Origin of the sequence: Hyphomonas chukchiensis (assembly GCF_000682695.1) — a bacterium.
Taxonomy (GTDB): Bacteria; Pseudomonadota; Alphaproteobacteria; order Caulobacterales; family Hyphomonadaceae; genus Hyphomonas; species Hyphomonas chukchiensis.
The window spans coordinates 165,526-178,990 of sequence record NZ_AWFG01000030.1 but is presented as its reverse complement, the minus strand read 5'-3'; the positions used below and the strand labels follow the sequence as shown (position 1 = coordinate 178,990).

Here is a 13,465-nt window from a genome sequence, read left to right as displayed (position 1 = left end):
TGTGACGTAAGGGAGATGTCCGACATGACGACCAAATGGGCGCTCGTCCTGCATGGCGGTGCCGGGCCGATTTTCGGCCAGGATTACTCTGCGCAGGAAAAACACCTTGCCTCCCTGCTGAAGGATGGCGGCAAGCGTCTCGCCGATGGCGAGGCCGCCGTGGACGTGGTTGAGGCCATGGTCGCTGCGATGGAGGCCTCCGGCCTCTACCTTGCCGGCAAGGGCGCCGCGCCAAACCTGAACGGCGATTATGAACTCGACGCCGCCATCATGGACGGCCGCACGCGCAATGCCGGCGCTGTCGGCGCGCTGCAGGGCGTGCGCAGCCCCATCGCTGCCGCCCGCATGGTCATGGACCGGACACCGAATGTCCTCATCGTGGGCGAAAGTGCCCGCCACCTTGCCGATGCCGCCGGTCTTGCCGCGGTCAAGGATCCCGGCGCCTATTATGCCCCCGTGGATGAGCGCACCCGTCAGGTCGGTGCCCCTGAAATCGGCACCGTCGGCGCCGTCGCGCTTGATAGCTACGGCGACATGGCCGCCGCCACATCCACCGCCGGTGTCATGAACAAGACGCCCGGCCGCCTCGGCGATACGCCGGTCATCGGCGCCGGCACCTGGGCCGACGAGCGCTGCGCAATTTCCTGCACGGGCCTCGGCGAATATTTCATCCGCGCCAATGCCGCCGCAGACGTCTCGGCCCGCATCCGCTATGGCGGCGACACGCTTGTGCCTGCCGTGCAGGGCGCGCTGGACGACGTCAAACGCCTCGGCGGCGAAGGCGGCATGATCGGCGTCTCGGCCGATGGCGAGATGGCGGCCTTCTTCAATTCCGGCGGCATGAAGCGCGCCATGGCCGATTCCAATGGCCGGTTCGAGGTCGCGACTTTCCTGTGATGATTGTTTTCTGGATATTGTTGGGACTGGCCGTTTTCGCCTTTGCCCTGGCCGCACAGATGCGGATGATCATTTCGGTCGCGCTGCGCCGCGCACTCGCCGCAAAGTTTGGTGGCCTGCCAACGGCCGTCGAATACCGCCTCGCCGTGGTCGAGGCGGCGAGCCCTGCCCAGGCCAGCGAGGCCGCCATCCACCTGGCCAAGACCTACCCCAATCCCCTCTCCCACCTGCGCCTTGCCCGGCGCGCATCCCTCATTGCCCCCGTCCTGATCCTGCTGCTCCTGATCATCGGACGGGTTGCCCTTGGAGTGATCTGACATGCGCGGTTATTTCTCGATCGGCTCGGAACGCATCTCGAAACCGATGAATCTCGGCGCCCTGATGCGCACGGCCAATGCCTTCGGCGCGAGCTACGTGTTCTCGATCGATGCCGAGCATCGCCTGCGCGACGCCTATCAGGCCGACACATCGAAATCGGCGGGCCAGATCCCCTATTACCAATGGGACTCGGTCGACGAGATGCAGATGCCCCGCGGCTGCCAGCTCGTCGGCATTGAACTGACCGATGACGCCGTCATGCTGCCGACCTTCCGCCACCCGCCGCAGGCCGCCTACATTCTCGGCCCCGAAAAGGGCAACCTGTCGGACGAAATCCTCGCCCGCTGCGCCCATGTCGTGAAAATCCCGACCAAGTTCTGCATCAATGTCAGCCTGGCAGGCGCGCTTGTCATGTATGACCGCCACCTCTCGATGGGCGGTTACGCACCCCGGCCGATTATGCCGGGAGGCCTTGGCGGCGACGGCAGGCCCGCCGATCACGGGCGCGGCTGATCAGAGCCCCAGCAGGCGCTGCACGATTCCCATTGCACCCGTCAGGCGCAGGCCGCCATGGATGATCAGCGCATAGCAGACCTCTCCCTCGTCGCCGACGGGCAGGTGCGTGTCCTCGGGGCCCTTCACGGCGAGGTCGCCAGGCCCATAGCTGCCCGTGGCATCGCTGTAGCCGCCAGCCAGGACAAGCGTGTATTCCTTCGCGCCATGCGTGTGCCGGGGCACAGCGGCGCCGGGCTGGATGCGGTAGAGTTCCACCTGCGCGTCGCTGCCAATATTTAGGTCCAGCCGGCTGATGCCCCGCGCCGGCCGTTTCCAGCCGCTCCGCGCATGGGCCTCGCGCGCAAGCTTCGCCACCGGCTCCGGCAAGCGCTCTATTTCATTGATCTCTGTTGTCGCAGCGTCGGCGCGCGAAATGTCGGCCGTCCCGGCCGCATCAATGGCCGCAAAGACACGGTCCAGCGCGCCCGCCGCCATCGGCACGCCCTCTTCCGCTTCCAGAAATACACCAGCGGCCGCTTCGCTGATCGCCACGGCATCGCGCACATCCCGGCGCAACGCGCCTTGCGTCTCGACCAGCAGCGCGAAGCCTGGATCAAGCGTGCCGGCCGCATAGGCCGCATAGAGTTCGCTATAGTGGGACCCTGTCTCGGTCATCAGGCAGCTCCGTGCGCCAGGAGGGACAATCTATTCGGCGTCATCAAGGCCCCCCCGCATCTTGGCAAAGGCAAGACGTATACGGCTTTTGACTGTGCCCAGTGGAATGCCATAGGCCTCTGCGATCTCTGAATGTGAGAGACCATCATAAAAGGCTGCCTGCAACAAGACCAGCTGTTCCTCGGGCAGGTTGGCCATGGCGGCACGCACCTTTTCCTCCATCTGGCCACGGGCCACGGCGGCATCGGGCTGTTCGGCGGCAGCGGGCTGAAGCATCGGCTCGTCCGGCTCCAGCTCCGGCCGGGTCGTGCGGCGTTGCGCGTCGATGCGGCGATTGCGGGCCACGCGAAAGATCCATGTCGAGACGGAGGCCTGCTGGCGATCATACAGGCCTGCCTTGCGCCAGACAGTGACCATCACTTCCTGCACCAGTTCCTCGGCTTCCGATTCCGCGGCCCCGAGGCGCTGCATGTAGCTTTTCAGGCGGGGCGCATAGAAGGCAAACAGCTCGGCAAATGACTCCCGGCATTGGTCAGACGCAATCTTGACCATGCAATCAGCATGACGCTCGCGCTGCTCCAGGTCGACCTTTCGGTCAGAGGCATCATTCACTTTGAGTCTCTTTGTTCCAACAGCCGGATAGTATCGACTCGTGCCCGATTGCACGCAACCTTGCAAACCCGAAACAGGCCCTGTGGGAAGCAGCTCGAAACCGTCGTAGTTTGGCCTTAACTCTGATGCCATAAGAATAAACCTTAAGTGTGCCAGAAGGGTTATGTATACAACATGCAATATTTTATTAGGCGACGCAAACTGATTGCGATTTTCACGCTCCTGGCAGGTACAATGATCCCGAACGCCTGGGCCCAGCCGACGGCCATCGGCCGGTACAATGACTGGTCCGTTTTCAGCGACACAAATGGTGGCGAAACAGTGTGTTATGCCGCGACGCCCGCCACGGACAAGGCGCCCGCCTCGGCCGATCATGGTGAAGTCTGGTACTATGTCACGAACTGGAAGTCCGGCCGTGCGCGCAACCAGCCAAGCCTCAAGGTCGGCTTCAAACTGCGCGAAAGTTCCGGCGGGAAAGCCAGCGTGGGACGTTCCTCATGGTCGCTTTTCTCTGTCGGGCAGGAGGCTTTCGCCAGCGATGCCGACGACAAGCGCATCGTCGACGCCCTCAAGAAGGGCTCCGAATTGCGAGTCGAAGCCGTGTCCGAGCGCAATACGCAGGTCGCCTATCACTTCTCGCTGAAGGGCTCGGCTGCCGCCATCGACAAGGCCGCCGCCATGTGCCGCTAGTCACGCATCCGGCAGGGCGAACTGGTCGGCATTGAGGCCCTTTGCAGTGCTGTAGGGCGCGAGGATAGCCGGCAGGTCTGCCGCAAAGTCGCCGCTCGTCTGCAGCGGCCCGGCCAGGCGTACCGTGCGCGTGCCATAATCCAGCACCGACATCAGCAGCGGAACGCCGGCCGAATGCGCGATATGGTAATAGCCGCTCTTCCATTCGGTATTGCGCTTGCGCGTGCCTTCCGGCGCGACGGCCAGGAACAGGCTGTCGGCTGAGGCAAAGGCCGCCCGCATCTGGCCGACAATGTCGGTCGACTGGCCCCGCTCGATGGGAATGCAACCCGTCCGCTTCACCAGCCAGCCAAACGGCCCCGTCGTCAGCGATTTCTTGCCCATATAGCTGAGCTTCACGCGATACCAGCCCGCCACCGCCAGCATGTTGACGCCATCCCAGTTGGATGTGTGCGGCGCGGCCAGGATCACCATTTTCGGGTCCACAGGCCAGTCATCCAGCAATCGCCAGCCCGCAAGGCGCAGGTAGAGCCCGCACAAATGATGGACGATTTCGGAGCCGAAACCGCGATAGGCCGAGGGCCGCCCCAGCCGAGGGCCGGGTTCCGGAGGGGTGGCAGGTGCCAGCATCGCGCCACGTTTCATGTTTCGCCCTGCCTTGGCCAGCGCGAATTTGGGCTCATGGGCCAAAAAAGAAAACGCCCGCCAGCGCGAAGCTGACGGGCGTTCTGCATGGCTGGCCTGTTCAGGCCGCCAATCAGCTTTCGGTGATCGGCGTCAGGATGATCTCGACGCGACGGTTGGCACGGCGGCCAGCTTCGGTCGAGTTGTCGGCGATCGGCTGGGTTTCACCCATGCCATAGGCCTGAAGGCGAACCGGGGTCACGCCCTTGTTGATCAGGTAGGATTTCACCGAATTGGCGCGGCGCTCGGACAGGGCCTGGTTATAGGCATCGTCACCATCGGAGCTGGCATGGCCAACAATGTCGACAGCCGTCGAAGGATAGTTGACGATCGTGTTCGAAACGTCGTTGAGCGACTGGTAGAAGCCCGGCAGGATTTCTGCGCTGTTCACGTTGAACGTCACGTTCGATGGCATGGTCAGGGCAATCTGGTCGCCATTACGGGCCACTTCGATGCCGGTACCGGCCGTTGCAGCGCGCAGTTCGCGCTCCTGCTTGTCCATGTACGCGCCAGCTGCGCCGCCAGCGATCGCGCCGACAACAGCGCCGATGGCGGCGTTGCGGCCGTCATCACCGCCTGCCAGCGTGCCAAGGCCTGCACCTGCAATGGCGCCAGCGCCGGAACCTATAAGCACGCGGTTGCTTGGGCCGGTTTCACAGGCTGTAGGGATAAGGGCGAGCGCGACTGCGCCAAGAATGAGATGTCTCATGGAGATCCTCCAAATTGCGGGCAGGGTTTTTTAACTCAGCCCCGTTGATAAGCGTTCAATACGCGTGGACCGGGCTTTCGGTTGCGCGTGTGGCAAATTAAAGGCTGCCACATTAACTTCCGTCCATAATGCCCTGCCGCCGACGGTTTCTGCGCCGGTCAGCCCATGCTATAGCGCGATTTCATGACAATCACACTCGATCTCTCTCGCAAGCCTGACCAACCTCAGGGTTCCCGTTCCCTGGCCGGAATGCCCCTGCCTGCGCTGAAGGCAGAGCTTGAGGCCATGGGGCTCGACCCCAAGAAGGCCTCCATGCGGGCCAAGCAGATCTCCCGCTGGAGCCAGTATTTCGGCGCCACCAGCTTCGAGGGCATGACCGATATCGGCAAGGAGCTGCGCGCTGAACTCGCCGCGCGCTTCACGCTGGACCGGCCCGAGATCGCCGATCATCAGGTCTCGAAGGATGGCACCCAAAAATGGCTGGCGCGCTTTGCCCCGGGCGTCGAAGGCGAGAGCGTCTACATTCCCAGCGTCGGCATGGATGGCGGAGCGCTCTGCGTCTCCTCACAGGTCGGGTGCACGCTGAACTGCACCTTCTGCCATACCGGCACGCAAGCCCTCGTGCGCAATCTCACCGCGCAGGAAATCACCGCGCAGGTCATGATTGCCCGCGACGCCCTCAATGAATGGCCCTCCTCCATCGAGGCGCGCAACCTGACCAATATCGTCTTCATGGGCATGGGCGAGCCGCTCTATAATCTGGATAACGTCGCTGCCGCCATCGACACGATCTCTGACGGCGACGGCATTTCCATCGGCCGGCGCCGCATTACGGTCTCCACCGCCGGCGTTGCCCCGAAGATTCCCGAGCTGGGCGAACGCACCAATGCCATGCTCGCCATCTCGCTGCACGCCACCAATGACGCCCTGCGCAACGAGCTCGTGCCGATCAACCGCAAGTACGACCTGCAAATGCTGTTCGAGGCGATCCGCGCCTATCCGGGCAGCGGCAACTCGCGCCGCGTCACGTTCGAATATGTCATGCTGAAAGGCATCAACGACACGCAGGCCGAAGCGCGCGACCTTGTCCGTCTGCTGAAGGGCGTGCCCGCCAAGATCAACCTGATCCCGTTCAACCCCTGGCCGGGCAGCCCCTATGAATGCTCCGACTGGGAAACCATCGAGGCCTTCGCCGAGATCGTGAACCGGGCCGGCTACGCCTCCCCCATCCGCACCCCGCGCGGCCGCGACATCGACGCCGCCTGCGGCCAGCTCCGCTCCGAAAGCGTCAAGAAATCCGCCGCCGAAAAACGCCGCGAAGCCCTGGAAGCCGCCGCCTCGCCAGAGGCTTGATCACGCCCTCACGCGCCGCCGCCCGAACCATACGAACGCAACACCGCCCGCGATAATCACCAGCGCCCCTGACGCAAACACGATCAGGATACGGCGCAGGTCAAACAGCACGATCGTATCAAGCCCCACCTTGCCCGTCTGCCAGTGAAGCCATTCGCCGCCGATCTCGCTGGCCAGCGTGGCATTGCCCGACGACAGCACGATCAGGCCATTGCCCGTTGCCGGGACGAGGCGCGCGGTCGTGTTGATGGCCGGGAAGTTGCTGCCATCATGGCCGATGACAAAGCCCCCCGCCCCGTTCGGCGCATAGAGGGATTCGCCAAGGCCCCAGACGGGCAGGCCATAGACATAGGCTTCAGGCGCACGCATCGCTTCGAGCGTCTCCGCGCTCAGCACGCCGCGCCCCGGCGCCGCGCCGGGCGCGGCCACCTGCGCCTCCAGAAAGCGCGTCATGTCTGCCGCCGATGTATAGAGCGACGCCGCCCCCGTGGCGGTGAACCTGTAATGCACCGCCTCTGATCCATCCGCCGCAAATATCTCCGCAAGATGCTCCGTATCGGGATCAACAAATGTTGACGCACTCATCCCCAGCGGCGCAAACACGGCGCGGCGCATGTAATCATTGAACGCCTCGCCCGACACCTCTTCGATGACCAGCTGCAGGATGAGATACCCGCCGCCCGAATAGCGCCATGTCCCGTCCGCGCGCGCCCCGACGCGCACCACCCCGCTCCGGCCGGGATAGGCGTCCAGCGGGTCGCTCAGTTCATCCACAATCGACGGCAAGTCCGCCTCCGGCCCGAAGCCGAGAAAGCCGAGCCCGTCCGTCAGGCCCGCGCTGTGGCTGAGCAGGCGCCGCACCGTCACCTGATCATTGTCGAACGCGCCCTCCGGCAATTGCCAGCGTGTCAGATAGCGCGAGACCGGCGCATCAAGGTCAACGCGCCCGTCCTCAACCAGCGTCATCACGCCCCACGCCGTCAGCCATTTGCTCAGCGACGCGACCTGAAACAGGGACTCCGCGTCCACCGGCCGCCCATGCGAGGCAAACCAGCTGTCCGACGCCTGCCCGCCCTCAAGCAAGGCGATAGCGATATTTCCCTCGGACTCCGCCGCATACCGGCCCTCGGCCCAAGCGAGGAAGGCAACCGCATCTCCCCGCGCCGCCACACTCGGCCGCCACCAGCCCTCCCGCGCCCCCACAGCCACCAGTGCGGCCCAAAGCCCTAGCGCAACCACGACAGCAACAATGACTCCGAGGATCCGTCTCATGCGATCATTGCGACCATTTCCGAAGGTCGCCGTCAATCCGCCCCCGCCTAGCGCAGTTTCGCAATCTTCAGCTTGTCGAGCTTCGCCCGCGTGTGGATCGATTCCTCGCTGCGCGTCATCGCCTTGCTGATGGCTTTGAGCCCCATGCCCTTCTTGGCCAGCGTGTGCAGTTTCTGCACCTCGTCCGGTGTCCATGGCTGGCGGTGGCGTTCGAATTTCTCGGTCATGGCGGCCTCCTTCTGGCAGGGCCGCACCATTGGGGCGGGGCTGGCCGCAGCCTAGCCCACCCCGCCCGCCAGCGCGACCCTTCCCCGTAACCAGGTGCCCCACAGATTCTGCGCTTTGCCTGTCTGGAATTTGCCATGAACGCCCGCTAGCGTCCCGGAATGGTCCATGAATACCCCCGCAATCCCCTCGGAATCCTCCTTGGCGCCCTCGCGCTGACCCTGCTTGCCGCCTGCAAGCCACCGCCCGCGCATGCCTGCAACCCGGTCACGTTCGATGCCGCGCCCTATACGGTCTGCGCCTATGACGTCGCCACAACCGACATCCGCCTCTTCCTCACCCATCCGGACGGCGCGCCCTATGCCCAGTTCGACCGGCTGCGCGATGCCCTCCAGTCAGATGGATACGCCCTCGCCTTCGCCATGAATGGCGGCATGTATCATGAAGACCGCCGCGCCGTCGGCCTCTATGTCGAGGACGGCGTCCAGCAGGCACCGCTGGTCAAATCCGCCGGGCCCGGCAATTTCGGCATGCTGCCGAATGGCGTCTTCTGGATCGACGACGGCGCCGCAGGCGTTACAGAAACCACTGCCTATGCCGCGCAATTCGCCGAGGCCCCGCCGCGCTATGCCTCCCAGTCCGGGCCGATGCTGGTGCTGGGTGGCAAGCTGCATCCGGACTTCAACGAGAACGGCCCCAGCCGGAAGCGCCGCAATGGCGTCGGCCTCAGCGCCGATGGAAAGACGCTCTACTTTGCCATCAGCGACACGCCCGTGAACTTCCACAGCTTCGCCCGCCTCTTCCGCGACCAGCTCGGCACGCCCAATGCGCTCTACCTCGACGGCGTCGTCTCGCGCCTCTACGCGGCCGACCTCCAGCGCGACGAACCCGGCCTCGACCTCGGCCCCATCGTCGCCGTCGTCACCGACGCGCCCTGACACAATTCGGCCCTGCGCCAGACCTATGCTACGCTGGCGCCATAGCAGGAGCCTGCGCCATGATTGCCGACACGGTTTGCGTCATCTTTGGAATCTATGCCCTCGCCGCCGGGGCCGGCATGGTGATTGAGCCTGCCCGCGCGGGCCGCCTCCTCGCCGCCTTCGAGAACAGCCCGGAAGTGGCTTACGTCACCGGCGCCTTCATGTTCTTCCTCGGCGCGGGCGTGCTCGCCTTCACCGACGGTTTCAGCACCGTGACGCAGGGCATCAGCACGTTCATCGCCGCCATCATGGTGGTGGAAAGCCTGCTCCTCCTCGCCTGGCCAAAGCTGATCTTCGCGCTGGGCCGCTGGATGATGCCGGAGGACGACCATGTGCGCGGCTTCGGCCTCGTCACCATGGCCTTTGGTTTGGTGATCACCGTCCTCGGCACCATATAGGGCCCCATGACGATCACACACTTCACGAAAAACATGGCGCTGCTGCTTGGCGTCCTTGCCATGTCGCTTCAGGCGGCGGGCGAAGCTCCATGCAGCGACCGGAACGCATCAACGATCAAAAGCGCGCTGGAATCCCGGCTTGAGGCGGAATCGAGCGCCGTCGTCTGGATGAAAAGCAACAAGCAATTCGAGCTGAACACATGTTTCGCCGCCGATGACGGCCATCAAGGCGAGGGCACGCTTTCCTTTACCGGATCGGATGGCGCCGCGTATTGGGTCAAGGGGCGCGTCAGGCTCAACCCCGACGGAAAAATCGTCTCGAACGAATTCACTGATGCCAGCAGCAGTTTCAAGACCCTGGCCATCATGAAAGCGGGCGCCATGGCTGCGGCTGCCGGCGGGCGCTGATCGCAGCGGGCGCCGCATGATGCCCCACGCCCTCACCCTTGCATTGCTTCCGGAATTCACCTCTTTTCGTCCCTCAAATATGCACAGAAAGACGCGCCACATGTCCAATCCGCCCCTGACGCTTTACGGCCTGAAGAATTGCGACACGTGCAAGAAGGCCATGCAGGCGCTGACCGCCGCTGACCATGAGGTCGCCTTCGTCGATATCCGCGCCGAGGCAGACCTGCCCGACCGCGTGCCCGCCTGGCTGAAAGCCGTGGGCGCCGAGGCCCTCGTCAACCGCCGCTCCACCACATGGCGCAGCCTTACCACCGACCAGCAGGCGCAGGCGCTCGGCGACGGCGCCGCCGCGCTCCTCATCGAGCACCCCACCCTGATCAAGCGCCCCGTCATCGACACCGGCGCCGACATCCTCGTCGGCTGGACCAGCGGCACGGAGCAGGCCCTGAAGAACTAAGGCTGCGCACGGCGCGCCATCCCCTCCAGGGGTCATGACGTAGCCCTGCCCCTTCGCTAGGAAGGCGACAAGGAGAGCCATGACCCATGCTTCGTTTCGCCCTTGCTGCCGCCCTGTTCGCACTTGTCACACATGCCCCGGCCAGCGCCGAAGAAGGCGCCGCCTGCCCGCCCCGGACCGAGCAGAACCTCTATAATCTCGGCTACCAGGTTAAGAGCGGCCTCGAACACGATACGGTCAAAGTATTTCAGTACGCCGCGGCAGCGGTCGACCGCTGCGCCGACCGGACTGACGTGAATGGCCTCGCCGTTCCGCTGCTTGATGCGGTGGCAAAAGCATTCCCGCCAGGTGAATCCCAGCTGGTTGCCCTCTCCAAGGCCTATGAAGCCGTGATCAACAATGGCCGCGCCTGGCGAGTCGAGATTCCGAGCGTGACGATTACCCTCCCCGATGGCAGCGCGAGCCAGGTCGATACCTACAGCGCGGTCACCGACTATTATTACAAGTCGATCCTGCCCCAATTGCTGACGCTAGCAGATGCCGGGACCGTCCACCCGATGTTCACGGGCGCGCCGCTCGCAGAGTGCCCTTTCCCGCCAAGTGCAGAGGATCGCGCGCTGAAAGAAGCGAAGGCCCTTCGCGATGCGGCTGAGAACCGCTGGGACGGGGAGGTCACCTTTGCGACCAATCGCCTGCGGGCCTTACGCGAAGCCTGCGATTTCTTGCGCCCCCGGCTGACTTACGAACTCGGTGAGCTTTATGCGCATGCCGCCACAGAGCAGCAAACGATGACCCATGATGAAAAGGCTGTCGAACTGGCGGGGCATGCCCTGACCGAACTCGAAGACTTCATGACCTATGCCGGGCTTGAACCGCCCCTCGCAGACTGGAAACTCACCGTGCCGGTCGACATTGCGGCCATGAAAGCTCTTGTCGATGACAACTGATCGCGCACGTCCCGCCGCCAATACGGAATCTCTCATGCCCCTCCCCTTTGCCCGCACACTCTTCTCGCTCGGCCTCGCTGCCCTTGCGACCTGCCTCCCCTCCGCGCATGCCGCGCCCGACAGCGCCTGCCCGGCCGACGCAGAGCAACGCCTCTACGACATGGAAACCGCCATCCGGCAGGGCACGCAGAGCGATCCCGTTCCGATTGTCGCCTTGGCTGAATGGGCGATCGCGACCTGCCCCGACCGGCCCGACGCCCAGGCGATTGCCGCCACGCTGATGAGCGCTGCCGTGAACACCACGCGCGATCTGGACGTGCTGGAACGCTATGTCACGCTCATGCTGACCGCGATCAGGCAGAATGATTATGCTTGGCGCTCCGACCAGGAAACCATCGTACTCAAACAGGCCGATGGCAGCGAAGCCAAGTATTACGGTTACAATACGGCCTCTGCGGTGCTGACAGGAACGGCGCTCCCCTATCTCGCCGCCATGGCCGGATCAGGCCGTATTCACCCGGCCGTATCGGGCGAGCCACTCGGCATCTGCCCCTATTCCGATCACGCCGCCTTCCGCCTCGAAAGCGAAGCGGCCCTTTGGAACATGTCGGTGAAACACAAATATGGCGAACCGCTCTTCAGCCTCGCCGAAACACGCCTCACTGCCCTGCGCGAGGCCTGCCCCGACCACAGGCGCGATCTCGATTTCTATTTCATCCGCCTCTACGGCCAGGAAATCGATTACCTGACCGGCTGGAAGCATAATTTCATGGAGAGCATGAACTCCGGCAATGGCGGCTATTACTGGTCCATCCCCGCCATTGCAGACCCGATCTTCAGCGACGCCATAAAGCAGCAGAAGAAGATCGAACTCGACGCAAAGGCCCGCCCGCTGGTCGATAAGATGCAACCTTATCTCTCAAGCTTTTTCGACACGGCCCCCGGCGTGGTCAACGCCTCTGACAAGAAATATGACGAAGCGGCGATGTGGCAAAACATGCCCAAGCGGCTGAACGGATCAATGGAATAGAGGCCGCGCCTAATCCCGCGTGTCAAAAGCCTCACGCGACGCCTCGATCTCCTCAAGGTAGCGCTCGGCCCACACCCAGACGCCGCAAAAGGCCGCGCCGAGGCTCTCGCCCAGTGCCGTCAGCCGATACTCCACCTTGGGCGGCACAACCGGATAGACCGTCCGCGTCACCAGTCCGTCGCGTTCCATCAGGCGCAGGGTCTGCGTCAGCATCTTCTGGCTGATCCCCTCGATGGCGCGCCCGATCTCGGAAAAGCGCATCACGCCCTTTTCGTTCAGCTCTTCCAGGATCAGCATGGTCCACTTGTCGGCCACGCGCCCGATCAGCTCGTTGACCAGCCGGTCGACCTTGGGGTCCGTTTCCGGCGAGGGCGTATCGAGATGATGCTCGGCCTCGGCAATCTGCTCCCGTGTGAATGATGAAATGCCAGCCATGGCGCATACTCTCTTTTTGGTAAGTATAATTCTTTCAGGTGCCTTCTTACGTAAAGAGAGCACACGCCTATCTTCAGCTCAACACCGCTGAACACAAGGAGACATGCGATGAAAACCACAGGCAACACGATCCTGATAACAGGCGGCGGGTCCGGCATTGGCCGCGAGCTTGCCCGCGAACTCCACGCCCTCGGCAACACGGTCATCGTCGCCGGCCGCACATCTGCCAGCCTCAATGAGACCATCAAGGATCGCGACGGCATGCACGCCCGCACGCTGGATGTGACCAATGCCGAAGACATTGCCCGCTTCGCCGCAGAGCTGGTGAAAGACTTCCCTGCCCTGAACACGCTGTTCAACAATGCCGGTATCATGGCCAAGGAAGACTGGCTGGCCGATCCGGTCGACCTCACGATCACCGAGAACACGATCACCACGAATGTCCTCGGCCCGATGCGCCTGACCGCGGCCCTGATAACCCACCTGCGCGCCCAGCCCGTCGCCCGCGTCGTCAACGTCACCTCGGGCCTCGCCTTCGTGCCGCTGGCGCATACGCCTGCCTACAGCGCCTCCAAGGCCGCCATGCACGCCTGGACGCAATCGCTGCGCTACCTCCTGCAGGATACGAATGTCGAGATGATCGAACTTGCCCCGCCCGGCGTGCGGACCGACCTGACCCCCGGCCAGTCCACCCGCGAAGTCTACATGCCCCTGAAGGATTTCATCGCCGAGACAATGGAAAGCTTCAGCATCGAGGACACACCCGATGAAGTCGCCGTCGAACGCGCCAAAATGCTGCGGAGCGCCGAACGCGAAGGCCGCTTCGACCAGACCTTCAAGATGCTGAACGACAGCTATCAGGGCTGAGCCCGGTACGCCT

The 13,465-nt window shown here is 63.6% G+C and carries 19 protein-coding genes; 12 read left to right on the top strand and 7 right to left on the bottom strand.

Annotation, left to right across the window (positions count from 1 at the left end; genetic code table 11):
• The first annotated feature begins 24 nt into the window (after positions 1 to 24).
• From HY30_RS11335 to HY30_RS11325, 3 genes are read left to right on the top strand one after another with little or no spacing between them, the layout of a single operon-like run.
• Positions 25 to 897 (top strand): isoaspartyl peptidase/L-asparaginase family protein, encoded by an 873-nt coding sequence (locus HY30_RS11335; protein WP_034740278.1) that lies wholly within the window; start codon positions 25 to 27, stop codon positions 895 to 897.
• Positions 894 to 1,214, top strand: coding sequence for a hypothetical protein (locus HY30_RS11330; protein WP_162176938.1), 321 nt, complete (start codon positions 894 to 896; stop codon positions 1,212 to 1,214). The genes HY30_RS11335 and HY30_RS11330 overlap by 4 nt, the downstream gene beginning before the upstream one ends.
• 1 nt (position 1,215) lies before the next feature.
• Positions 1,216 to 1,728 carry an RNA methyltransferase gene (locus HY30_RS11325; protein ID WP_034740273.1) on the top strand — a complete coding sequence of 171 codons (513 nt, stop codon included), beginning with the start codon at positions 1,216 to 1,218 and terminating at the stop codon, positions 1,726 to 1,728.
• Here the strand turns inward: HY30_RS11325 and HY30_RS19340 are convergent, their stop codons facing one another.
• Together HY30_RS19340 and HY30_RS11315 are read right to left on the bottom strand one after the other, a co-directional pair.
• Positions 1,729 to 2,385 (bottom strand): cupin domain-containing protein, encoded by a 657-nt coding sequence (locus tag HY30_RS19340; protein WP_051615364.1) that lies wholly within the window; start codon positions 2,383 to 2,385, stop codon positions 1,729 to 1,731.
• 30 nt (positions 2,386 to 2,415) lie between these two features.
• Complete coding sequence (locus HY30_RS11315) at positions 2,416 to 2,937, bottom strand: sigma-70 family RNA polymerase sigma factor (RefSeq protein WP_051615392.1); 522 nt, start codon at positions 2,935 to 2,937, stop codon at positions 2,416 to 2,418.
• A gap of 234 nt (positions 2,938 to 3,171) precedes the next feature.
• Here HY30_RS11315 and HY30_RS11310 point away from each other — a divergent pair, with 234 nt between their 5' ends.
• Entirely contained in the window at positions 3,172 to 3,687 is a 516-nt protein-coding gene (locus HY30_RS11310) for an invasion associated locus B family protein (protein WP_051615363.1), read from the top strand.
• Here HY30_RS11310 and HY30_RS11305 read toward each other — a convergent pair whose 3' ends face one another.
• A complete protein-coding gene (locus HY30_RS11305; protein ID WP_155839311.1) occupies positions 3,688 to 4,332 on the bottom strand; it encodes a 1-acyl-sn-glycerol-3-phosphate acyltransferase in 645 nt (214 codons plus the stop codon).
• Positions 4,333 to 4,444: 112 nt separating this feature from the next.
• The gene (locus HY30_RS20595) at positions 4,445 to 5,080 is read right to left on the bottom strand and encodes a YiaD family glycine zipper/OmpA-like lipoprotein (protein WP_164473929.1); all 636 of its coding nucleotides are present in this window, start codon (positions 5,078 to 5,080) and stop codon (positions 4,445 to 4,447) included.
• Positions 5,081 to 5,263: 183 nt separating this feature from the next.
• On the opposite strand from HY30_RS20595, the gene rlmN reads away from it, so the two are divergent.
• Positions 5,264 to 6,433, top strand: coding sequence for a dual-specificity RNA methyltransferase RlmN (gene rlmN, locus HY30_RS11295; protein ID WP_034740266.1), 1,170 nt, complete (start codon positions 5,264 to 5,266; stop codon positions 6,431 to 6,433).
• On the opposite strand, the gene HY30_RS11290 is transcribed toward rlmN, so the two are convergent.
• Entirely contained in the window at positions 6,434 to 7,705 is a 1,272-nt protein-coding gene (locus tag HY30_RS11290; RefSeq protein WP_034740519.1) for a serine hydrolase domain-containing protein, read from the bottom strand. It lies immediately after the preceding gene.
• Between the two features lie 47 nt (positions 7,706 to 7,752).
• Positions 7,753 to 7,932: a hypothetical protein gene (locus HY30_RS11285; RefSeq protein WP_034740517.1), complete on the bottom strand. Its 180-nt coding sequence runs from the start codon at positions 7,930 to 7,932 to the stop codon at positions 7,753 to 7,755.
• A 159-nt stretch (positions 7,933 to 8,091) separates the two neighbouring features.
• Here HY30_RS11285 and HY30_RS11280 point away from each other — a divergent pair, with 159 nt between their 5' ends.
• The 6 genes from HY30_RS11280 to HY30_RS11255 all read left to right on the top strand — a co-directional run bounded on the left by HY30_RS11280 (position 8,092) and on the right by HY30_RS11255 (position 12,150).
• Positions 8,092 to 8,868: a phosphodiester glycosidase family protein gene (locus HY30_RS11280; protein WP_051615357.1), complete on the top strand. Its 777-nt coding sequence runs from the start codon at positions 8,092 to 8,094 to the stop codon at positions 8,866 to 8,868.
• 59 nt (positions 8,869 to 8,927) lie between these two features.
• A complete protein-coding gene (locus tag HY30_RS11275; protein WP_034740265.1) occupies positions 8,928 to 9,308 on the top strand; it encodes a DUF2065 family protein in 381 nt (126 codons plus the stop codon).
• Between the two features lie 6 nt (positions 9,309 to 9,314).
• Positions 9,315 to 9,716: a hypothetical protein gene (locus HY30_RS11270; protein ID WP_034740264.1), complete on the top strand. Its 402-nt coding sequence runs from the start codon at positions 9,315 to 9,317 to the stop codon at positions 9,714 to 9,716.
• Positions 9,717 to 9,816: 100 nt separating this feature from the next.
• Complete coding sequence (locus tag HY30_RS11265; RefSeq protein WP_034740513.1) at positions 9,817 to 10,173, top strand: ArsC/Spx/MgsR family protein; 357 nt, start codon at positions 9,817 to 9,819, stop codon at positions 10,171 to 10,173.
• Between the two features lie 86 nt (positions 10,174 to 10,259).
• On the top strand, positions 10,260 to 11,120 hold the full coding sequence (locus HY30_RS11260; RefSeq protein WP_034740263.1) for a hypothetical protein: 861 nt from the start codon (positions 10,260 to 10,262) through the stop codon (positions 11,118 to 11,120).
• Positions 11,110 to 12,150: a hypothetical protein gene (locus HY30_RS11255; RefSeq protein ID WP_034740262.1), complete on the top strand. Its 1,041-nt coding sequence runs from the start codon at positions 11,110 to 11,112 to the stop codon at positions 12,148 to 12,150. The genes HY30_RS11260 and HY30_RS11255 overlap by 11 nt, the downstream gene beginning before the upstream one ends.
• A 9-nt stretch (positions 12,151 to 12,159) precedes the next feature.
• On the opposite strand, the gene HY30_RS11250 is transcribed toward HY30_RS11255, so the two are convergent.
• Positions 12,160 to 12,585: a winged helix-turn-helix transcriptional regulator gene (locus HY30_RS11250; RefSeq protein ID WP_034740261.1), complete on the bottom strand. Its 426-nt coding sequence runs from the start codon at positions 12,583 to 12,585 to the stop codon at positions 12,160 to 12,162.
• Positions 12,586 to 12,693: 108 nt separating this feature from the next.
• On the opposite strand from HY30_RS11250, the gene HY30_RS11245 reads away from it, so the two are divergent.
• Positions 12,694 to 13,452: an SDR family oxidoreductase gene (locus HY30_RS11245; protein ID WP_034740260.1), complete on the top strand. Its 759-nt coding sequence runs from the start codon at positions 12,694 to 12,696 to the stop codon at positions 13,450 to 13,452.
• Positions 13,453 to 13,465 lie beyond the last annotated feature (13 nt).